This is a genomic window from Micromonospora cynarisoli, assembly GCF_030518815.1.
GTDB lineage: Bacteria > Actinomycetota > Actinomycetes > Mycobacteriales > Micromonosporaceae > Micromonospora > Micromonospora wenchangensis.
This window is the reverse complement of record NZ_CP130426.1, coordinates 193,420-213,871: the sequence shown is the minus strand read 5'-3', so window position 1 is coordinate 213,871 and position 20,452 is coordinate 193,420. Positions and strand designations below refer to the sequence as shown.

The window sequence follows — 20,452 nt, the reverse complement described above, 5'->3', positions numbered from 1 at the left end:
CCTCGGCTGATTGCTGCACTGGATCAGGCCGACGATCACGGCAAGAGTCGCGGAAGGATCGGAGTCGACTTCGGCTCAGTTAGCCTGTGCCATGTGGCCGCAGGGCTCACCGAGGGGGTACTGGAGTTCGCCAAGGGTTTTGCCATTTGGGATCTGGCACCAGGCCACTATATTCTGCACGCCGCAGGCGGGATTGTCATCGACCTGGACGGCAACCCGATTTCCCTCGACTACCACCTGCAATCTCTCACAGACATCGCAAAGGCGATGGATCGACGGCAGAAATTCATCGCGGCAGGCAACCCTGAACTGGCACAAGAGGTGTTACGTCATATCAACCTTCCTCAATGAATGCACCCGCCGGTTCCAACGACCACGATCTGCGTAGTCTGCTCGCCACACGAACCGCTCGACCGTCACGGTTCCCTCACTACGACCCAACGGTCCCCAAAAGACCACGTTCGACGTCAGAGCCCGGGAAAGCAGAGCAGTCACCTCACTGTCATCCGAAGCGTTGAACGCCGAGATGAACTTGTCGATCGCGGAGCGAGCAATCTCTTCCTGCATGCCCCAGTAATACCAGCCGCATCACGTGCGCTCGCCCCGCGAACCGCCTCCCGACCAGGTGAACCGTCCCATGACAACATCACAGACATGGCGAGAACCGAGCATTACCACGACCCGAACGCGCCGAAGGCCAACAGCATCGTCGTCGCCGTCTCCGTCTTCGTCCTCGACGAACAGGCCCGAGTGCTGCTCATCCAGCGCACCGACAACGGCCTGTGGTCCCTACCCGGCGGCGGCCAGGAGATCGGCGAAACGGTCGCCCAGACGGCAGTCCGGGAAACCCGCGAAGAAACTGGCATCAGCGTCGAGGTGACCGGCATGGTCGGCGTCTACTCCGACCCCGGACACGTCATCGAATACTCAGACGGCGAGATCCGCCAACAGTTCTCACTCTGCTTCCGCGCCACACCGGTCAGCGGCACCCTGACCCCGAGCGACGAGTCACACGAAGTCCGCTGGGTAGCCCGCGACCAGCTGGCCGCGCTCGACATCCACCCGTCGACCCTGCTCCGCATCACCCACGGCTACGACGAACGCCCCGAACCCTACATCGGCTGACGACAACCACCAGCAAGCCGCTCCTGAGTCCGCCGCACAGCGGCAACCATCTCCGGTTCCGCCCGACCGATGAACCGGGTCACCACATGCCCCGGCCCATACCGTGACCGGATCTCCACCAGCCGCTCCAACACCTCGAAATCCTGGCCATCCGGCCCGGTCGTCATGTCCGAGAAACAGAGCGCATCGGTCACTGCGGTTTCCTCCCGAGGGAACTCGGCGGCCAGTACCTCACCGAGCCCGCGTTCCTCCGCTTCCAGCCACGCGCAGGAATGATGAGCCACCAGAGCGGCAACCCGCTCGTCGAATCGCTCGCACCGCAACCAACGCCCACCATCGAGGGAGTGCAGACCGGTGTCCACCAGATCAGGGCTGTAGCTGAAGTGACCCCTATTGGCCGGACACCTCGATGTGTGTCAGGGACTCTCGGTGGATCTTCTCGTAGGTGTCGGGGCTGACGTTACCCAGACGGCTGTGTCGGCGGCGAGGGTTGTAGAAGCCTTAATGGCAACCGAGGACGCCCGTACCAGCCGATGGCCGTCGAGTCGGGGAATCGAGAGCGGCGCCTCGTTGAGGATCGTGGCCGCTGCTGACGCCTGTAGAAGTGGCGGGGCGTTGACCCTGGGTATCGAGAGGGGCGCGTGGCGGTCACGGCGATCGACGGGGATGATCGTTTCGTGGTTCGCCGGCGGGCTGAGCCTTGGTCAGTCGCAGGCCTGGAGCCTTGCGCGAGTTCGGGCGCCGCCGGTGGCGAGGCGAACGGCTCGTGAGATGTCGTGCGGCAAGCACTGTCCATTAGGGCGTCGCGCCTCGCTGTGGTCCATGACAGGGAGGAGCAACGGTGGTAGCGGTGGCGTGTGGCATCGACTGGGCCCAGGATCACCATGATGTAGCTGTCGTCGGCGAGACGGGCGTCGTGGTGGCATCGGTCAGGATCAACGACGATGCTGCCGGCCTCAGTCAGGTCCTTGCGCTGCTGGCCGAGCATGATCCGACCGGCGGGAAACTGCCTGTAGCGATCGAGACGAGTCAGGGACTGCTGGTGGCTGGTCTCCGGGCCGCGGGTCGACAGGTGTTCGCGATCAATCCTTTGGCGGTGTCGCGGTATCGGGACCGGTATCGGGCCTCGCGCGGCAAGTCGGACGCGTTCGACGCGATGGTGCTGGCGAACATCCTGCGCACCGATGCGACCGCGCATCGGCCACTGCCCGCCGACAGTGAGTTGCTGCAGTCGCTGCGGGTTCTGACCCGGGCGCAGCAGGACGCCGCCTGGGACCAGGTCACGCTCACCAACCGGATCCGGACGCTGCTGCGGATGTTCTTCCCCGCCGCCCTGGCGGCGTTCGAGCGCGGCGGACGGCACCGGCTCGACTCGCCGGCCGCCCGGGTGATCCTCGCCGCAGCGCCGACGCCCGCGGCCGCGGCGGCGCTGGCTTCCACCGAGCTCGCGGCGTTGCTGCGCTGCGCTGGCCGCCAACGCGGCATCGCCGCCGAGGCGGACAAGCTGCACGGCATCCTCCGCGGCGAGCAGATGCGTCAACCAGCAGCCGTCGAGCAGGCCATGGGCCTGCATCTTCAAGGACTGGTGCGGCAACTCGACGCGGTCTGCCAGACGTTGCAGCAGCTGGAGCAGCGCATCGACGAGGTGTTCACCGCCCACCCCGACGCGAAGATCGTCACCAGCATCCCCGGTCTCGGCGTGCAGCTCGGCGCTCGGCTGTTGGCCGAGATCGGCGACGACCGCGGCCGCTTCGCCGACGCCCGCGCGTTACGTGCTTTCGCCGGTGCCGCGCCGGTGACCCGTTCCTCGGGCAAGAGCAGTTTCGTGCACGCTCGCCGCGCCAAGAATGACCGAATCGCCGCTACCGGATACGTGTGGGCGCTGGCCGCGGTCCGGCATGACTCCCAGTGGAACACCCGCTACCGATCCCGCCGTGCCGCCGGCGACAGGCACGTCGCCGCCCTGCGTCGGCTGTTCCACCTCATGCTCGGCAAGCTGCACCACTGCCTACGACACAACACCCTCTACGACTCCGGCAAGGCTTTCGCCGAACCCGCAACCTCAACTGCTTGACAGCCACCGTTGGTGAGATGTCTCGATGTAGGAGAAGACCTCCATCTCCAGTTCGTGACGGCTGGGCCAGGCGCGGGTGTAGACCAGTTCGGTTTTGAGGGTGGCGAAGAACGTCTCGGCCATGGCGTTGTCGTAGCAGTCGGCGACCGAGCCCATCGAGGCCAGGACGCCGCAGGAACGCAGGGTCCGGCCGAACTCGAACGACGTGTACTGGGTCCCGCGGTCTGAGTGGTGGATGACCTGGTCACGGGCAGGTCGGCGGTGTTGGATGGCCATGCCGACGGCGTCGAGGATCAACTCGGTGCGTAAGTGGTCGGCCATAGCCCAGCCGACGACGCGGCGGGAGTAGGCGTCGACCACGACGGCGAGGTAGAGGAAGCCTTCCCAGGTGCGCAGGTAGGAGATGTCGGCGACCCACAACCGGTTCGGGGCGGTGGCGGTGAACTGCCGCTGGACAAGGTCCGGTGCGGTCGCGGTCGACGCCGCTTTCCGGCGGGGCTTGCCGCGCCTCCGACGGTGGGCGCCTTCGATCCCGGCCAGGCGCATCAGCCTGGCCACCGCCTTGCGGTTCCACCGGTGCCCGCGCTCGTTCAGCTCGGCGGTGAGCCGGCGGGCGCCATAGACGCCGCGGTGTTCTGACCACGCCTGCCGGGTGACCTCGACACGTGCCAGGTCGTGGCGTTCCCGCTCAGCGGCGCGTTGCCGGCCGGCGCGCAGCCAGTCGTAGAAGGCGCTGTGGCCGACGCCAAGGAGCCGGCAGAGCAGACGGACCGGGTAGGTGGTCTTCTCCGCGTCGATGAACCGGTACACGTCGGTCCGGTTCACCGCTCCGTCTCGCGTGCGAAGAAGACCGCGGCTTTTTTCAAGATTTCCTTCTCCAACTCCAGCTGCGCGACCTGCCGCCGCAACCGGATCAGTTCGGCCCGCTCGTCAGCGGCCAGGTCGCTGGGCCGACCGCCGTCGCGTTCCTGCCGCATCCGGTCGACCCAGTTCCGCAGCGTCTCGTGGTTGACGCCCAACTCCCGGCCCACGTCCCGGATCGTGCGACCGGAGTCGAGCACCAAGGCCGCGGCCTGGCGTCGGAACTCCTCGGGGTACTTGCTCTGTCGAACCACAGCGGTTTCCTCCTCCTCGGCAGGATGCCAAGTCAAGAGGTGTCCAGCCTCAAGGGGTCACTTCAAGCCGACATCGTGCAGCCACGCCGACGCCACGAGCACCGCACGATCCTCCACCGGAACCGCCACGCTGACCCGACCCGCCTTGGCAGCCACCGCCTGGACGTGACGCCACCGGCGAGGCAACGACCTCTCCAACAGGTACCGCGCAACATCCCGAGCGGTATCGACAAGATCAGCCACCCCGACAGGATAGGCAGCGACCTCATGGACACTAACGCCGACGTGGCCCGCGACTACACGCAGTGGGGACACCACGAACAGGGCCTCAACGCCCTCCGCACCGCATACGAGATCGCACCCGAAGAGATCCGCTGCCGCCCAGCAGCCCACCGCCTCACCAACGACCTCGCCCACCTCGCCACCGGCCCGGTACGCGCCGCCGCCGTCGACTTCACCCAAACCGCCGGGATCCCCCAATGACCGCAGGGCACCTCCAGATCGTCGTCTGCGCCGCCGGCCCCGCCCCCGACGTCACCACCCTCATCAACACCGCACACCAACGAGCCTGGACCACAGCGGTCACCGCCACACCCCACGCGACCAGCTTCATCGACATCCCCGCCATCGAAGAACTGACCGGGACACCCGTGCGATCCGACTACCGGACGTCCCCGGGTACCCGCCGCTCGCTACCCACCGCCGACGCACTGATCATCGCACCCGCCACCTACAACTCGATCAACAAGATCGCCCTCGGCCTCGCCGACAACTACGCCATGACCACCATCGCCGAACTCATCGGACGACACGTACCCACCGTCATCGTCCCCTTCGTCAACACCGCCCTCGCCACCCGACACCCCTACCGCCACGCCGTCGCCTACCTCCGCAACGAAGGAATACACATCCTCCTCGGACCCGAACACGACTGGGAACCACACCCACCCGGCACCGGCAACGACCGCCGGCTCACATTCCCCTGGACCACCGCATTCGAGATCGCAGCCCGGCACGCCGCCTAATCGATGAGGAACGCCATGGCGAACGTGCGGACCAGGCGATCAACACCTACCGCTCACAGCCCACCAACTAACGCAGAGAACGCACGAACTTGACGTACTCCCGGTAGTAAGCACCCGGCCGCCCAGGAACCGTGCCGACCGCTGCCAGCCCCACCCCTCATAGAGCGCATGAGTACCGGTCGCGGCAGGGTTGGCCGACAGCGTCGCGCGTTCCTCGCGCCGTCCCCTCAGGAACGAATCGTGCAGGCCACGCCCGATCCCCCGACCCTGCCACGCCTTACGCACCTCGATCTCGGCCAGCACCACCGTGCGATCGCCACCCCGCTCGTCGGTGAACCCCTCCTCCGGGGGCGGCTGAAGCCCCGCGAACCAGTCCCGGTCCTGCCGCAGGCTGTACCCGAACACGAACCCCACCAGCTCATCCCCCGCCCGCGCGGTGACCAGCTCGTAGTTCCGCGCACCCAACGCCGCCGTCGCCCGCCCCCGAAACGCATCGACCTTGACCGTCGCATCCTCGCCAGGCACCTGCCCGTACGCATCCGCGTAGACCTCACACAGCTCACCCATCAACCCAGCGGCAGCTTCCGCACCAAGCCCGGCATACGTCACATCGCTCACACCCAACCACCCTACGGACGCCCCCACGCCCCGCCCCTCCCCGTGCCACGGGAACTACCCTGCGCAAGGGCGGTCGCCGGGATGCCGTCAGCACTCAGGAGACGGACGGTTCGATCTCCCCCGCGAAGACGATGAACTGGTCGATGAGGCTCCGCCGCAGATGGACGACGTCCGTTCCCGCCAGGCGGGGACCTCCATCCGGCGTGGTGAAGACCCACCGGTACCGGGCCCACTCGTCGGGCATGTCCACCGCCGAGCAGCGCACCATCGTGCCGGCCCCCGCCGGATGACGCCGCATGTCCAACACGAACCGCTCGACCGCCGCGATTCCCTCACTACGACCCAACGGCCCCCAGAAGACCACGTCCGAGGTCAGAGCCCGGGAAAGCAGAGCGGTCACCTCGCTGTCATCCGAAGCGTTGAACGCCGAGATGAACCTGTCGATCGCGGAGCGAGCAATCTCTTCCTGCATACCCCAGTAATACCAGCCGCATCACGCGCGCTCGCCCGCGAACCGCCTCCCGACCAGGTGAAGCATCCCGGAGACAGCATCACAGACATGGCGGGAACCGAGCACTACGCCAGTCCATGGGACGGGTCGGGTCATGCTTCGACAACGCCGTCGCCGAGGCCACCTTCTCCACCCTCAAGGTCGAGTACGTCCACCGCCATCGCCGGCACTCCGTCTGCGACTGGCGATCGCCCATCGACTACGAGCGGTCAGAAACCCGCACCCTGGAGAGCAGGCCGCATAACGACACCCTCAGACCGACCCTGGTAGGACGTTGTTCCGTTCGTCCGACGGAGGCTGGGATGAGACGAAGATTGGCCGTGCTGTTCGTTGCGCTCGCCGCGACCATGATCGCTGCGCAGAATCCGACCGCGGTTGCTGCAGCGCCTCCCGGCGGAGGCGGGAAAGCGGTCGTGATCATGGACTCGACCTGCCCGAGCAATCATGTGTGCCTGTGGGAGGACTTCAACTACACCGGCTCGAAGTACGTGGACTACACCCAAGGGACGAACCCGGGCGACAAGTTCGACATCGATGGATGGAATGGAGACAACGAGATCAGCTCGGCGAAGAACAACACCGGCCTCATCCTGGTCCTGTGGGACAACGACAACTACACGGCACACTGTCGGGGTACTTCTGGCGACGACGCTCGGCGGGTAGCTGACTCCCGGGCACCTGACACGAAAGCCCACGGCGCGGGCCCTGATACACCGACCGACAAATCGCGACGAGCCGTCCCGTCCAGCAGAGGAACAAGGGGCGTGATACGCGGAACTGCACGCCCGAGGCTTAGCATGCCCTGTTGATCTGCTTGGCGTGCAGGCTTGGGCGATCAGTGACCACGAGCTGCTCAAGCAACTCCTGACCGATCCCCGCGTCTCCCGGGATCCTCGTCAGCACTGGCCGGCCTTTCCCGACGAGATCGTCGGCAAATGGCCGCTGGAGCTGTGGGTGACGTTGGACAACATGCTGAACGCTTATGGCGCCGACCTTCAGCGGCTACGGCGTCTGATCATGCCGGCCTTGAGCACCCGCCGGGTCGCCGCCCTGGTGCCGCGGATCGAAGAGATCGTCGCCGCTCTGCTGGACGACCTTGCCACCATCCCTCCCGGCCAGGTCGTCGACCTACGGGATCGCTTTGCCCTTCCCATGCCGTTGCAGGTGATCATTCATCTGCTCGGCGTGCCCGAACACCTGCGTTCATCCTTCCGTCGCGTCGTCGACATGGTCTGGGACACCAGCTCCACCATTGACGAACAGAGGGTCAACAACGCAGAGCTGCGCGGAATCCTCCAGGACATCATCGCGCTCAAGCGAACCCAACCCGCCGACGACCTGATGTCGATGCTGATCGCCGCACACGACGACGCCGGTGACGGGTCCGTGATGACCGAGAAGGAACTCGTCGACACGGGCCTAATCGTGATCACCGCCGGGTTCGAGACCACCGCCAACCTGCTGGACCAGGCCATCACCGCCCTGCTCACCCGACCAGATCAACTCGCCCTCGTCCGCAGCGGTCGCGCTGGGTGGAACGACGTCATCGAAGAAGCCCTCCGATACGAAGCTCCCGTCGCCTACTCGCCGATGCGCTTCGCTGTCGAGGACATCACCCTCGCGAACGGTGTGACCATTCATCAAGGTGACGCGATTCTCACCTCCTTCGCTGCCGCTGGTCGCCACCCGGACCTGCACGGTCCCACCGCTGACCAGTTCGACGTCACCCGCCCGTCCAAGGAGCACCTGGCCTTCGGTCATGGCGCCCACTTCTGCATCGGCGCCTCCCTGGCGCGGAAGGAAGCCGGCATCTCCCTACCCGCGCTTTTCGATCGTTTCCCTGGTCTCCGCCTCGCGATTCGCGCCGAAGATCTCCAACCCACCACCGGTGGTCTCCTCGCCAATGGCCACCTCACGCTGCCCGTATACCTGCACTCTGCCGAATAGCGGCGACGCCGTCCGTAGCCTCATCACGCAAGCCGAAAAGGCCAAATGATCCAGGCCGAGGTGCTCGGTACAGCAGACCGATGGACACGGCAACGAGCGAGATGCCCACGTGCCGTAGGACTCCACGGCCGAACGGGTGGTTGCCCTGCTTCGTCAGAGCTGGGAGCCTCCGCCGTCGACGGTGAGTTCGGCACCGGTGGTGTAGGTGGCGTCGAAGGCGAGGAACGCCACCGCCTTGGCGACTTCAGCAGGCGTTCCCATCCGCAGCATCGGGTTGTCGGCGGCCATCTGCGCTTTCGTCTGCTCGGCCGCCTCCGCCGGCATCGACTTGGCCAGGATGCCGGAGTCGATGGGGCCGGGGCTGACCGCGTTGACGCGGATCTTCCGGGGAAGCAGTTCGCGTGCCAGGCTGCGCGTCATCGAGCGCACCGCGGCCTTGGTGGCCGCGTAGGCGCTGAGCGTGGGCAGGCCCAGAACGTTCGCGACGGACGTGGTCAGCACCACCCCGCTGCCTTCGGACATGAGCGGGGCGAGCTTCTGCACCGTGAAGTACGGGCCCTTGGCGTTGACGGTGAGGAGCTGGTCGAACAGGCTCTCGCTGGTCGACTCGAACGGGGCGAAGCCGTTGATGCCGGCGTTGACGAACAGGGCGTCCACGGTGCCGAACTCGGCCCTCACCCGGTCGGCCAGTGCCGCGATATCCGGTACCGATCCCGCGTCACTGCGTACGGCGGTCGCGTTCTCGCCGAGCTGATCACGGGCGGCGTCCAAGGTCGCGTGGTCGCGCCCGGTGATCAGGACGCGTGCTCCTGCGTCCACCAGCAGCCGCGCGGTGGCCAGGCCGATTCCGCTGCCGCCTCCCGTGATCACCACGGTCTTGCCCTCGTGCGTGCTCATCGTTGGCACCTTCTTCGTCGGGGATGGGCGGTGGTCACGGTCCTGCTACCGGCTGGGCGACGGGAAGGATGACGCGGGACCGACCGTGGTGGACCGTGTGGGTGCACGGGGCCAGCCGGACGCCGGTGCCTGGCTGTGCGCCGGTGCCTTCGTTGCGCAGGTAGTGCGGGAACGAGCCGCCGGAAACCTGCAACCTCAGCCGGTGACCGGGGGCGAGCCGGTGCGCGCAGGGATCGAGTTCCAGCCGGACCGGCCCGTTGTCGGTCGGCACCAGGCGGAGAAACGCCTCGGTGACGTTGTGCGAGCGGCCCTTCGGGTCGACGTCGCAGAGCCGGACGAACAGGTCGGCATGCGGGTTGTCCGTGACGTGGTCGAGTTCGACGACCGGCGTGCCGATGATCTCCAGTTCGTCGACGATCGGCGCGGTGGTGAAGGTCAGGACGTCTGCGCGTTGTTCCAGGCTGCGGTTGTCGTGTACGCCGGCGCTGCGGTCGAGCAGTGGCCCGCCGACGGTCGGCGTCGGGTCGCCGGGGTCGTAGACGAAGGAGGAGTCGCCCTGCGGGACCCGGCTTTCGGTGAGCAGCCCGCCAGGGTGCAGGAAGTGCACCTGTTCGGTGCCCGGCGGTGGCCAGGCCGCGTGTTCGCGCCATTCGCCGGTGCCGGTGACCTGGAAGCGGACGGCCTGACGTCGGCGTGTCACCGGCGCACCGGCAAGATGCTCGGCGAGCCAGTCGAGATTCTCCCCGGCCAGTTCGCCGTTACCGCCGACGACGGTCACCTGGTGGATCCAGGGGCCGACCGTGAGCGACACGTCGAGCCCGCGTTCACGCAGCACCTCGTACTGGCGCATGGTCTGCGGAAGCATCACGTCCTGCCAGCCGGTAGCCAGCCGAACCGGCACCTGTACCTTCTCCAGCGCTGCGCAGGCGTTGTAGGGTTCCCAGAACGGGTCGGACAGGTCCGGGTGGGACAACATCTCCCCGAACCACGGTGCCCGGTCCTTGAGCGATCGCTCGGCTGCCGCGGCGAACGGCAGCCCCGCCACGGTCGGCGCGTTGAGCCTGGCGGCGAGAGAGAAGACCGTCAGGACCCCCAGCACCCCGAACCGCTCCTGGACGCCGATCGCCCTGGCCCAGGTCAGGAGGTCGTAGACCCGCATCGCACCCGCCGGCCAGGCGAACCGGCCCACATCGTGCATCCCGGCGATGATGATCGACGTACGCAACTCCGGCGGCGGATCCATCAGCAGGGCCCACTGCGTCCAGCCGACGGCGGAAGCGCCGTAGGTGGCCAGTCGCCCGTCGAACCAGGGCTGCTGGCGCAACCACGCCACGGCGTCCTGCCCGTCGTCCATCTCGTTGGCCAACCCCATGAACCGGCCGCCGGAGCCGAACGTGCCCCGGCAGCTCTGCACGACCACGTGGTAGCCCTGCCCCGCGAACAGCCGCGCATCGGCGTTGATCGGCAGGCCCCGTCCGTACGGCGTGCGAATCAGCACCGTTCCCCGGCCCTGTTCCCCGACCGGGAAGTAGTGGTCCGTCACCAACGTGACCCCGTCCCGCGCCGGCACCGCGAGGCCGTGTTCCACGCGGATGTCGCAGCGTGCCCCGGGCAGGCGCTGCTGTCGGGCCGTCGCCCGGTCGTACAGCCGGGCAGCCAGGCCGGGTCGCTTCGCCACTGTCATTTGCTCAACCTTCCGTCACCAACGAACACCCCACGAAGTGTTCGGGCCGGATCCGGTGTGCGTCCAATGAGAAGCTTGCAACACGTAATACGGTTAACGTATTCATGCAGGTCAAGGCGCTTTTTGTCGGCAATGCCGTGGCCGGGTGGGGTTACGTTTGGCGTATGGCTGAGCCGTCACCACATTCCGTCGACCTCGACCTGCGGCTGGTGTGGGCCTTCACGGTCGTCGCCGAGCATCGGCACTTCGGCCGCGCAGCCGAGGTGCTGCGCACCACCCAACCGTCGCTGAGTCGACAGATCCGCAGCCTGGAGCGTCAGCTCGGCGCACGCCTGCTCGACCGTGGCCCGCAGGGCAGCCGGCTCACCCAGGCAGGCGAGGTCTTCCTGCCGCTGGGGAAGAAGGTGCTGCGCTCCGCGAGCCAGGCGATCACCACGACACAGGCCGCGGCCCAGCCGACCCGTATCACCATCGGCTACCTGTCCGGCCTGATCGTCACCTCCGCCGTCCGTGAGCTACGCCGGCACCACCCGGACGCCGACGTCCGCGTCCAGCACGTCGGCTGGGACGACCCGCGGACCATCCTGTTCGAACACCGGGCGGACGCGGTGGTCACCAGGCTGCCGTTCCCGACCGACGGCCTGCGGGTGACCATCCTTTACGACGAACCTCGCGCGCTGCTCCTGCCGCGAGGGCACCGGCTGTCCGGCAGGCCATCCGTCACCCTGGCCGACCTCGACGGCGAACCCATGCTGCGCGTCAAGGACTTCGCGGCCGAGTGGCACGCCTTCTGGCGCGTCGAGCCCCGCCCCGACGGACATCCCGTCCCCGACGGCGCCCACGTCGAGAACATCGAGGACAAGTTCGAGGCTGTCGCGTCCGGGCAGGCAGTCGCCATCGTCCCCGCGGGCGTCGGCGGTTTCCGGCCCGATCTCATCCTCATGCCGATCGTCGGCATCGAGCCGAGCAGAGTCGTGCTCGCCACCCGCGCGAACGACACCAACCGGCTGCTCGCGGCCTTCACCAGACTCGCGCAGACCCACGTCACGGAACCAGCACCGCCCCTCGCGCAGCGTGGTCTGCCGGCAGGCGACGGGTAGGCTGATCGGTGGTGCGCTCGACCGAGCCGGCCACCCTGGACCTGGTCGGGTGGATCCGAGCCACCGGCTGGACCGCGCCCACAGACGTGGCGGGTTCCTGGGCCTCCCGGAGAACCTGCCGCCGTCTCTGGTGACCCTGGAGCGTCTTCGGTAGCGTCAGGTGCACGGTTCGCCGTCATCGATTGGGGACGTCACCCACGTGTCACACATTGAGAAGATCACCGGTGAACTCCGTGCCCTGATGGCCGGCGTCGAGCGGGCGCAGGGGTTGACCGCCGCCGCCGACCGGCAGGCGCAGGAGGTGGCGTTTCGTGCCGCGAGCGCCGGCTTCCTCGCCGTCGCCGCAGGAGTTGCCCGGGTGCGTAGCGCCCTGACGGAGGTGCAGGGCGGTCTGGGGAGGGTCGGGGGGTCGATCGGTGAGGCGACGAAGGCCGTCGCCGCCGTACCCCAGCAGGCCACCCCGCAGGAGACGATCGCCGCCCTGACGCCCGTGCAGAGCGCCGTCGGTGGTGCCCGCGACGCGGCAGGCGGCGCCATCACCCAGATCGGTGAGACCCAGCAGCTCGTCACCACGATCCTCCAGGGCGGACAACCCGGACCGCTGCTACAGGCCCTGGACGGCATCAAGCAGGTGCTGATGCAGGTCGTCGCCCGCACGAGCGGTGCACGGCAGGCCATCGAGGCGGCGATCGCCGAAGCACAACGGGTGGGATCAGCGGGAAACTGACCGGGGCTGAAGGTTATCCACCGATGGGGCATATCCGACTGCTGGATATGCCCCATCGGAACCCGCCGGATCGTCAGCTGGCGGCTCGCTGCACCGCTGTGGTGGGGTTGCCGTCCACCGCTGCGGCCAACTGTGGAACGAGCTTGTCCAGCAGGAACGGCAGGCTCAACGGGGTGATGAACGAGGTCGCGGCACCGACGAGTTCCTCGTTCTCCAGGTAGATGTCGCGGCCCTCGGTCTTGACCTTCAGCCTGCTGTAGAGCGGGTCGGCCTGCACCTTTGCCCGGTCGGTGTCGTAGTTCTCGACCAACCAGATCAGCACGCCGGTGTCGAGCATGTCGGTGCGTTCGCGGCTCAGGTTCGCGCCGAACTCCTTGCCGGTCACCTCGGCCAGCCCCGGGGGCAGCGTGAAGCCCAGGTCGGTGAGGAACCGACCACGCGGATCCTGCGGGCCGTACACGTAGTAGCCCTCGTAGGTGGTGGCCATCAGGCCGGTCGTACCGGCGAAGGCCGGGTTCGCGGTGCGGACCGCGGCGAACTTGGCCTCGACATCGGCGACGACCTTGTCCGCCTGCGCCTTGCGGCCGACGGCGGTGCCGACCGTGCGGGTGAGGTCCTGCCAGGATCCTCCGTAGTCGACGGCGTTCTTCGGCTGCGCCACGGTCGGCGCGATCTTGGCCAGCTTCGCGTAGTCCTCGCTCGTCAGTCCCGAGTAGATACCGAGGATGAGGTCCGGCCGGAGGGCCGCCACCTTCTCGAACTGGACGCCGTCGGTGTTGGTGAGCACCTGCGGCTTGGCCGCCGAGCCCAGCGCGCTCTCGGCCCACGGCCAGATGGCGCCAGGCTTCTCGCCGAACCACTCGGTGGTCGCCACCGGCACGACACCCAACGACAGCAGCGCGTCCTGCTCGACCAGACCGACCACGGCGATCCGCTTGGGCTCGGCCGGGATGGTGGTGGTGCCGAACTTGTGCTCGATCGAGACCGGGAAGGCATCGGTGGCGGTGGCACCGGACGACGGGGCCGGCGGCTCCGACCCACCGCCGCAGGCCGCGAGGAGAAGGAGGAGCGCGGTCGCCGCGACCGTGGCGCTCCGGCGGAGTGAAGGAAGCCGCACGGCTGTTCCTTTCTTTCGGCAAGGCCCCGGGGTGGTGACCTCGGACGGGAGTGTAGGTTAGCCTCACCTAATTGAGTAGGGCGAACGGGTGGACGGATGGAGCACGTGTTGACCTCAGGCACCGGCACCTACCCGGAGCCCCGGACCATCCCACCCGACCCGGGGCCACGCGAGGCGCTGTCGCGCACCGGTCGCCGCTGGGCCGGCCTCGTCCTCGGCGTCGCCGCCCTCGCCGCCGCCGTGGCGCTCAGCATCGCCGTCGGCAGCCGCTCGCTCGACCTCGGCACGGTCTGGCAGGTGCTGTGGCACGACGACGGCTCCGCCGCCGCGGAGATCGTGCACCAGCTACGGATGCCCCGGACGATCCTCGGCATCGGCGTGGGCGCAGCCCTGGGCCTGGCCGGTACGGTGATGCAGGCGCTCACCCGCAACCCGCTGGCCGAACCCGGGCTGCTCGGGGTCAGCCTCGGCGCTTCCACCGGTGTGGTGCTGGCCATCGCGCTGCTCGGCGTGACGAGTGCGACCGGGTACGTCTGGTTCGCCATCGCCGGCGCCGGGCTCACCTCGGCCGTCGTCTTCGCCCTCGGCGGTGCCGGCCGGGCACCCACCCCGGAACGCCAGGTACTCGCCGGGGTCTCCCTCACCGCGGTGCTCGGCGCCGGAGTCTGGGCGATGCTGGTGACCCACCGGGAGGCGTTCGACAGGTACCGGCACTGGGACGTCGGATCGCTCGCCGACCGGGAGACCAGCACGATCACGCAGTTGACGCCGTTCCTGGTGGGCGGCACGCTACTTGCGCTGCTGCTGGGCCGCCAGCTCAACGCGCTCAGCATGGGTGACGACACGGCGACCTCGGTCGGCGCGCGACCAGGGCGGATCCGGGTGCTGGGCATGGTCACGATCACCCTGTTGTGCGGTGCCGCGACCGCCGCCTGCGGGCCGATCTGGTTCGTCGGCCTCGCCGTCCCCTACGCCGCCCGGATGTTCACCGGCTCGGATCACCGCTGGATCCTGGCGTACTCGCTGGTGCTCGGGCCCACTCTGCTGCTCGTCTCGGATGTGATCGGGCGGGTCCTGGTGGCTCCGGCCGAACTGCCGGTCGGGGTGGTCACCGCGTTCCTGGGCGCACCGCTGTTCATCGCACTGTGCCGCCGACGCCGGCTGAGCACCCTGTGAGCGGGCCGGGGCTGAAGCTCCATTCGTCCGGACGCAGCACCAGGCTGGTGATTCGTAGCCGGGGCAGCCGGCTCTCGATGCGGGTTCACCTGCGGGCGCTGATCGCCGGCACCGCGCTGCTGTTCACCGCACTGGGTGTCGCGCTGGTCAACCTCTCCAGCGGCGACTTCCCGATCCCCGCGTCCGACGTGCTCCGCAGCCTCGTCGGCCAGGGCGACCCGGGCACCGACTTCATCGTGTACGAGCTGCGGCTACCCCGCGTGCTGATCACCCTGTTGGTCGGCACCGCCCTGGGGGCGAGCGGCACCATCTTCCAGGGGTTGACCCGCAACCCCCTGGGCAGTCCCGACTTCGTCGGCTTGACGGTGGGCGCGGCGACCGGCGCGCTGATCGTCCTCCTGCTGTTCAACGGTGCCGGCTTCCAGGTCGCGGCCGGTGCGATCATCGGCTGCCTGGTCACCTCGGCCGCGATCTACCTGCTCGCGTTCCGCCGTGGGGTGCAACCGTTCCGGCTGGTGCTCATGGGCGTCGGGGTGTCCGCGCTCCTCGACTCGTTCAACTCGTTCCTGATCTACCGCAGCCGACTGGACGAGGCGATCGCCGCCCAGATCTGGTTGATCGGCAGCGTCAACGGCCCCGGATGGACCGAGGTGACGCTGGTCGCCGTCGCCGTCGCCGTGCTGCTGCCGGTCGCGCTGCACCACGGCCGCTATCTCGACATGCTGGCCCTCGGTGACGAGCCCGCGCTGCTGCACGGTGTGCCTGTCGAACGCAGCAGGGTGGTGCTCGCGCTGTCCGGCGTCGGGCTCGCGGCCGGTGCCACCGCCGCAGCCGGGCCGATCGCGTTCGTCGCCCTCGCCGCGCCACCGTTGGCAGCCCGACTCACCCGGTCACCGAACGCCGGCATCCTGCCGGCCGCACTCATGGGCGCCGCCCTGTTGACGGCCAGTGACTGGGTTGCGCAACGGGTCCTGCCCGAGAATGACGCCCCGGTCGGTCTCGTCACCGCCGCCCTGGGCGGCATCTACCTGACCTGGTTGCTCTTCCACGAGCGACGCCATCGCGGACAAGGAGCACAGCGATGACCGAGTCGCGGCTGCGGGCCGACGCACTGACCCTGGCGTACGACAAGAGGGTGGTTGTCCGGAACCTCGACGTTCAGATCACCGACGGGTCGTTCACCGTCATCGTCGGTCCCAACGCCTGCGGCAAGTCGACGTTGCTGCGATCACTGGCCCGGGTGTTGAAGCCGCAGTCCGGTGCCGTCTACCTGGATGGTCAGACCATCGCGTCGCAGCCGTCCAAGCAGGTGGCCCGGCAACTCGGCATGCTGCCACAGTCGTCAGTCGCGCCCGGCGGGATCGTGGTGGAGGAGTTGGTCGCCCGGGGCCGCTTCGCCCATCAGCGCCTGCTGCGGCAGTGGTCGCCGCAGGACGAGGCGGCGGTCACCGACGCGATGCGCCAGACCGAGGTCACCGAGCTGGCCGACCGGTTCGTCGACGAACTCTCCGGCGGCCAGCGTCAGCGGGTCTGGCTGGCGATGGCACTGGCCCAGCAGACGCCGATCCTGCTGCTCGACGAACCGACCACGTTCCTCGACCTGTCCCATCAGTTCGAGGTGCTGGACCTCTGCGCCGACCTGCACGAGCAGGGCCGGACGGTCGTCGCCGTCCTGCATGACCTCAACCATGCCTGCCGGTACGCCACCGAGCTGATCGTGATGTGCGAGGGCCGGGTCCTCGCGCAGGGCCCGCCCACCGAGGTGATGACGGCGGAGCTGGTGGAGACCGTGTTCGGGATTCCCTGTCGGGTGATGACCGATCCGGAGACGGAAACCCCGATGGTGGTGCCGGCCGGACGGCTACGGCGTCGACTCGCACGCGCCAGTGTGCTGGCGAACCCGGTCGACCGGGTCTCCGTGTGACCGGCGGTCGCGGTCTGCTCGCCGACGCGCTCGGTGGGCAGCGACGCCTCATCTCGCTGAGCACCCTGCTGATCTGCGCCCATCAGGCCGGCGAAGCGGCGGTACCGTTCCTGATCGGTGTGATCATCGACCGGGCGGTGGACGGCGGCGTCGACGGCCTGTTCCTCTGGTTGGGAGTACTGGCCGCCATCTACGTCGGTCTCAGTTACAGCTACCGGTACGGCGAGCGCACCGGCGAACGTGCCGCCGAGCAGGCGGCGCACGACCTGCGCCTACGGGTGACCAGGCGGGTGCTGCACGAGCGCGGTGGCGCCGAGGCCGACCGACTGCCCGGTGCACTGGTGTCGATCGCTACCAGCGACGCGGCCCGGGTCGGCGCGGTCACCATCGCTGTCGTCTCCGGCGTGGCCGCCGTCGTCGGCCTGCTCCTCGCGGCGACCCTGCTACTGGCCATCTCGGTGCCGCTCGGGCTGGTGGTGTTGCTGGGCACGCCGCCGCTGCTGCTGCTCACCAGGCTGTTCGGCAAGCCGCTGGAGGAACGCAGCGAGACGGAGCAGGAGCACAGCGCGCATGCCTCCGGCATCGCCGCCGACCTGGTAAGCGGACTCCGGGTGGTCAAAGGTCTACGGGCCGAGACCGCAGCGGTCGCCCGCTACCGGCAGCGCAGTCGCAGCGCACTGGCCGCGACGGTACGCGCGGCCCGCGCCGAAGCCGCCTACGAGGGGCTGGTGCTCATGCTCAGCGGGGTGTTCCTGGCGATCGTCGCGGTCATCGGTGGTCTCCTGGCACTCGACGGTCAGATCAGCGTCGGTCAGCTCATCTCCTCCCTCGGTCTGGCGCAGTTCCTGGTCGGCCCGATGTCGACGTTCGGGTGGGTGGGCGCGGACATCGCCCAGGGCCGGGCCTCCGCCCGCCGCATCGCCACCGTGCTGGACACACCCGTCGCGGTGCCCGACGGTGTGGCGAGCCCGGTCACACCCGCGCGGGGCGGGCTCGCGCTGCGGGGGGTGGACAGCCCACCCCTGCGCGGGATCGACATGGAGATAGCCCCCGGTGAGCTGGTCGGGATCGTGACCACCGACCCGGCCGAGGCCGCTGAGTTGGTGCGGCTGCTCGGCCGGGCGCACGACCCCGCCGCAGGAGTGATCGAACTGGACGGCGTCGCGCTCACCACGCTCGCACCGGACGACCTGCGGGCCGTGGTGCTGGCCGTCGAACACCAGAGCGACCTGTTCGACGACAGCGTCCGAGCCACCGTCTCGCTTGCCGGGCGGGCCCGCCCGGCAAGCGTCGACGCCGCAGTGGCCGCCGCCGACGCCGACGAGTTGACAGACGGGCTGCCCCACGGGCTGGACACGGTGCTGGACGACCGGGCCCGGTCACTCTCCGGTGGCCAACGGCAGCGCATCGCGCTCGCCCGGGCCCTGGCCGGTGAACCGCCGGTGCTCGTCGTGCACGAGCCCACCACCGCGGTCGACGCCGCGACCGAGGCCCGCATCGCCGGACGGCTGCGATCGATGCGCGCGGGACACACCACGATCCTGGTGACCACCAGCCCGGCGCTGCTCGCGGTGACCGACCGGGTGATCGTCGTGCACGACGGCACCGTCCGCACCGACGGCACGCACGGCGATCTGGTCGCCGAGGACGACACCTACCGGGAGACCGTGCTCGCATGACCACCGAATCGACGACGCTGCTGCCGATCGCGACCGGGCGGCGCACCCTGGCCCAACTGCGTGCCCTGGTACGACCACGGCGACCCCGGCTGGCCGTGGCGCTGGCTCTGCTGATCGCCGGCACCACGGCCGGTCTGGTGACCCCGCCGCTGCTCGGGCGCGTGGTCGACCTGGCCACCGACGGAGGCGGCACCGGCGATGTCGTCCTCACCGGGGTGGGGCTGGTGGCCGTCGCGGTCGCCGAGGCGGCCCTGGTCGGTTTCGGTGTCGCCCTGTTGGCGCAGGTCGGTGAGGGGGTGCTGGCCGACCTGCGCGAGCGGTTCGTGTCCTCGGCACTGCACCTGCCGTTGGAGCAGGTCGAACGCGCCGGGACCGGTGACCTGACCTCCCGGGTCACCAACGACGTCGCCGTGATCGCCGAGGCGGCCCGCACCGCCGTCCCCGAGTTCACCCGTGCCGCGCTGACCATCGTGCTCACCCTGGCCGGCATGGCCGTGCTCGACTGGCGGTTCCTGGTCGCGGCGCTGATCGCCGTACCGGTGCAGGCGCACACGGTCCGCTGGTACGCCCGCCGGGCCGTCCCCCTCTACGCCCGGCAGCGGGTCGCCGTCGCCACCCAGCAACACCACCTGCTCGCCACCATCGACGGCGCGTCGACGATCCGTGCGTTCCGCACCGCCGACACGCACCGGGACCGCGTCGCCACCAAGTCCCGGCAGGCGGTCGAGCTGCTGCTCCGGGGCGTCGCCCTACAGACCCGCTTCTACGCCCGGCTGCACGTGGCCGAGTTCGCCGGACTCGCCGCCGTTCTCGCCACCGGGTTCTTCCTCGTCCGGGGAGACCTGGTGAGCATCGGCACGGCCACCGCTGCGGCGCTGTACTTCCACGGCCTCTTCGGCCCGATCAACGTTGCTCTCGCCCTGGTCGACGACGCCCAGGCCGCCGCCTCGGGGCTGAACCGGCTGATCGGGGTCGCCGACCTGACACCGCCGCCACGACAGCGGGCCGTCGCCGCAGACGGACCAGACGCCGTCGTCGTGCGCGGGCTGGACTTCGCCTACCGGCCGGACCGGCAGGTGCTGCACGACGTCGATCTGACGATCAGCCGGGGCGAGCGCGTCGCCCTGGTGGGCAGCAGCGGCGCCGGCAAGACCACGCTGGCCAAGGTGATCGCCGGGGTACATCACCCCAGCGCGGGCAGCGTCGTGGTGCCGGCCGGCGAGGTCGCGTTGATCACCCAGGAGGTGCACGTCTTCGCCGGACCCCTCGTCGACGACCTACGGCTGGCCCGCCCGGACGCCACCGACGACGAGGTGATCGCCGCCCTGGCCGCGGTGGACGCGCTGGGTTGGGTCCGGCAACTGCCTGACGGCCTGGACACCGAGGTCGGTGCCGGTGGGCACGTCCTCACCGCAGCGCAGGCACAGCAGTTGGCGTTCGCCCGGCTGATCCTGGCCGATCCGCCGATGGCGATCCTCGACGAGGCCACCGCAGAAGCCGGGAGCGCCGGAGCCCGCCTGCTCGAACGGGTGGCCACGGCCGCGCTGGCGGGACGGACCGCGCTGATCGTGGCGCACCGACTCACCCAGGCGGTGAGCGCGGACCGGATCGTGGTGCTGGAGGCCGGCCGGATCGTCGAGGTGGGCACCCACGACGACCTGGTCGAGCGGGGTGGCCCGTACGCCACGTTGTGGCAGGCCTGGTCGGACCAGCGCACCCGGCGCTGAGCGCGC

22 protein-coding genes and 1 pseudogene are annotated in these 20,452 nt (G+C 68.9%); 14 read left to right on the top strand and 9 right to left on the bottom strand.

Annotation, left to right across the window (positions count from 1 at the left end):
* Positions 1-6 precede the first annotated feature (6 nt).
* On the top strand, positions 7-351 hold the full coding sequence (locus Q2K16_RS00715; protein WP_368052555.1) for an inositol monophosphatase family protein: 345 nt from the start codon (positions 7-9) through the stop codon (positions 349-351).
* Positions 352-654: 303 nt separating this feature from the next.
* Positions 655-1,125 (top strand): NUDIX hydrolase, encoded by a 471-nt coding sequence (locus Q2K16_RS00705; protein WP_302742882.1) that lies wholly within the window; start codon positions 655-657, stop codon positions 1,123-1,125.
* On the opposite strand, the gene Q2K16_RS00700 is transcribed toward Q2K16_RS00705, so the two are convergent.
* Positions 1,113-1,487 (bottom strand): hypothetical protein, encoded by a 375-nt coding sequence (locus Q2K16_RS00700; RefSeq protein WP_302742880.1) that lies wholly within the window; start codon positions 1,485-1,487, stop codon positions 1,113-1,115. The two genes, Q2K16_RS00705 and Q2K16_RS00700, sit on opposite strands and share 13 nt — an antisense overlap.
* A 479-nt stretch (positions 1,488-1,966) precedes the next feature.
* Here Q2K16_RS00700 and Q2K16_RS00695 point away from each other — a divergent pair, with 479 nt between their 5' ends.
* Positions 1,967-3,199, top strand: coding sequence for an IS110 family RNA-guided transposase (locus tag Q2K16_RS00695; protein WP_368052491.1), 1,233 nt, complete (start codon positions 1,967-1,969; stop codon positions 3,197-3,199).
* On the opposite strand, the gene Q2K16_RS00690 is transcribed toward Q2K16_RS00695, so the two are convergent.
* Genes Q2K16_RS00690 through Q2K16_RS00680 form a run of 3 tightly spaced genes read right to left on the bottom strand, consistent with a single transcriptional unit; the run spans position 3,188 to position 4,557 of the window.
* Positions 3,188-4,024 carry an IS3 family transposase gene (locus Q2K16_RS00690; protein WP_302739767.1) on the bottom strand — a complete coding sequence of 279 codons (837 nt, stop codon included), beginning with the start codon at positions 4,022-4,024 and terminating at the stop codon, positions 3,188-3,190. The genes Q2K16_RS00695 and Q2K16_RS00690 overlap by 12 nt on opposite strands.
* A complete protein-coding gene (locus tag Q2K16_RS00685; protein WP_302739765.1) occupies positions 4,021-4,314 on the bottom strand; it encodes a transposase in 294 nt (97 codons plus the stop codon). The genes Q2K16_RS00690 and Q2K16_RS00685 overlap by 4 nt, the downstream gene beginning before the upstream one ends.
* Positions 4,315-4,371: 57 nt before the next feature.
* Positions 4,372-4,557: a hypothetical protein gene (locus Q2K16_RS00680; protein WP_302742879.1), complete on the bottom strand. Its 186-nt coding sequence runs from the start codon at positions 4,555-4,557 to the stop codon at positions 4,372-4,374.
* Here Q2K16_RS00680 and Q2K16_RS00675 point away from each other — a divergent pair.
* Both Q2K16_RS00675 and Q2K16_RS00670 read left to right on the top strand, forming a co-directional pair.
* Positions 4,516-4,797, top strand: a pseudogene (locus Q2K16_RS00675) (hypothetical protein); the annotation flags it as partial. The gene Q2K16_RS00680 and the pseudogene Q2K16_RS00675 sit on opposite strands and share 42 nt — an antisense overlap.
* Positions 4,794-5,339, top strand: coding sequence for a flavoprotein (locus tag Q2K16_RS00670; RefSeq protein WP_302742878.1), 546 nt, complete (start codon positions 4,794-4,796; stop codon positions 5,337-5,339). The pseudogene Q2K16_RS00675 and the gene Q2K16_RS00670, both read left to right, overlap by 4 nt.
* 39 nt (positions 5,340-5,378) lie before the next feature.
* Here the strand turns inward: Q2K16_RS00670 and Q2K16_RS00665 are convergent, their stop codons facing one another.
* Together Q2K16_RS00665 and Q2K16_RS00660 are read right to left on the bottom strand one after the other, a co-directional pair.
* Positions 5,379-5,957, bottom strand: coding sequence for a GNAT family N-acetyltransferase (locus tag Q2K16_RS00665; RefSeq protein WP_302742876.1), 579 nt, complete (start codon positions 5,955-5,957; stop codon positions 5,379-5,381).
* 94 nt (positions 5,958-6,051) lie between these two features.
* On the bottom strand, positions 6,052-6,429 hold the full coding sequence (locus Q2K16_RS00660; RefSeq protein ID WP_302742874.1) for a nuclear transport factor 2 family protein: 378 nt from the start codon (positions 6,427-6,429) through the stop codon (positions 6,052-6,054).
* Positions 6,430-6,770: 341 nt separating this feature from the next.
* Between Q2K16_RS00660 and Q2K16_RS00650 the strand changes: the two genes are divergently transcribed.
* Together Q2K16_RS00650 and Q2K16_RS00645 are read left to right on the top strand one after the other, a co-directional pair.
* Positions 6,771-7,277 carry a peptidase inhibitor family I36 protein gene (locus tag Q2K16_RS00650; protein WP_302742872.1) on the top strand — a complete coding sequence of 169 codons (507 nt, stop codon included), beginning with the start codon at positions 6,771-6,773 and terminating at the stop codon, positions 7,275-7,277.
* A 10-nt stretch (positions 7,278-7,287) separates the two neighbouring features.
* Positions 7,288-8,415 (top strand): cytochrome P450 family protein, encoded by a 1,128-nt coding sequence (locus tag Q2K16_RS00645; protein ID WP_302742871.1) that lies wholly within the window; start codon positions 7,288-7,290, stop codon positions 8,413-8,415.
* A gap of 153 nt (positions 8,416-8,568) precedes the next feature.
* Here the strand turns inward: Q2K16_RS00645 and Q2K16_RS00640 are convergent, their stop codons facing one another.
* Both Q2K16_RS00640 and Q2K16_RS00635 read right to left on the bottom strand, forming a co-directional pair.
* Positions 8,569-9,312 carry an SDR family oxidoreductase gene (locus tag Q2K16_RS00640; protein ID WP_302742870.1) on the bottom strand — a complete coding sequence of 248 codons (744 nt, stop codon included), beginning with the start codon at positions 9,310-9,312 and terminating at the stop codon, positions 8,569-8,571.
* Positions 9,313-9,346: 34 nt separating this feature from the next.
* Positions 9,347-10,996, bottom strand: a complete 1,650-nt coding sequence (locus Q2K16_RS00635; RefSeq protein WP_302742868.1) for a CocE/NonD family hydrolase — start codon at positions 10,994-10,996, stop codon at positions 9,347-9,349.
* A gap of 164 nt (positions 10,997-11,160) precedes the next feature.
* On the opposite strand from Q2K16_RS00635, the gene Q2K16_RS00630 reads away from it, so the two are divergent.
* Positions 11,161-12,096 carry a LysR family transcriptional regulator gene (locus tag Q2K16_RS00630; RefSeq protein ID WP_302742866.1) on the top strand — a complete coding sequence of 312 codons (936 nt, stop codon included), beginning with the start codon at positions 11,161-11,163 and terminating at the stop codon, positions 12,094-12,096.
* Between the two features lie 199 nt (positions 12,097-12,295).
* Positions 12,296-12,823, top strand: coding sequence for a DUF6244 family protein (locus Q2K16_RS00625; RefSeq protein WP_302742864.1), 528 nt, complete (start codon positions 12,296-12,298; stop codon positions 12,821-12,823).
* Positions 12,824-12,896: 73 nt separating this feature from the next.
* Here the strand turns inward: Q2K16_RS00625 and Q2K16_RS00620 are convergent, their stop codons facing one another.
* Complete coding sequence (locus tag Q2K16_RS00620; RefSeq protein ID WP_302742862.1) at positions 12,897-13,940, bottom strand: iron-siderophore ABC transporter substrate-binding protein; 1,044 nt, start codon at positions 13,938-13,940, stop codon at positions 12,897-12,899.
* A 96-nt stretch (positions 13,941-14,036) separates the two neighbouring features.
* Here Q2K16_RS00620 and Q2K16_RS00615 point away from each other — a divergent pair, with 96 nt between their 5' ends.
* The 5 genes from Q2K16_RS00615 (at position 14,037) to Q2K16_RS00595 (ending at position 20,446) form a co-directional block, all read left to right on the top strand.
* Positions 14,037-15,116, top strand: coding sequence for a FecCD family ABC transporter permease (locus Q2K16_RS00615; protein WP_302742860.1), 1,080 nt, complete (start codon positions 14,037-14,039; stop codon positions 15,114-15,116).
* Positions 15,117-15,193: 77 nt separating this feature from the next.
* Entirely contained in the window at positions 15,194-16,201 is a 1,008-nt protein-coding gene (locus tag Q2K16_RS00610; protein WP_302742858.1) for a FecCD family ABC transporter permease, read from the top strand.
* A complete protein-coding gene (locus tag Q2K16_RS00605) occupies positions 16,198-17,040 on the top strand; it encodes an ABC transporter ATP-binding protein (protein ID WP_302742857.1) in 843 nt (280 codons plus the stop codon). The genes Q2K16_RS00610 and Q2K16_RS00605 overlap by 4 nt, the downstream gene beginning before the upstream one ends.
* The gene (locus Q2K16_RS00600; protein WP_302742855.1) at positions 17,037-18,719 is read left to right on the top strand and encodes an ABC transporter ATP-binding protein; all 1,683 of its coding nucleotides are present in this window, start codon (positions 17,037-17,039) and stop codon (positions 18,717-18,719) included. The genes Q2K16_RS00605 and Q2K16_RS00600 overlap by 4 nt, the downstream gene beginning before the upstream one ends.
* Positions 18,716-20,446 carry an ABC transporter ATP-binding protein gene (locus Q2K16_RS00595; protein WP_302742853.1) on the top strand — a complete coding sequence of 577 codons (1,731 nt, stop codon included), beginning with the start codon at positions 18,716-18,718 and terminating at the stop codon, positions 20,444-20,446. Before Q2K16_RS00600 ends, Q2K16_RS00595 begins: the two co-directional genes overlap by 4 nt.
* The last annotated feature ends 6 nt before the right edge of the window (positions 20,447-20,452 follow it).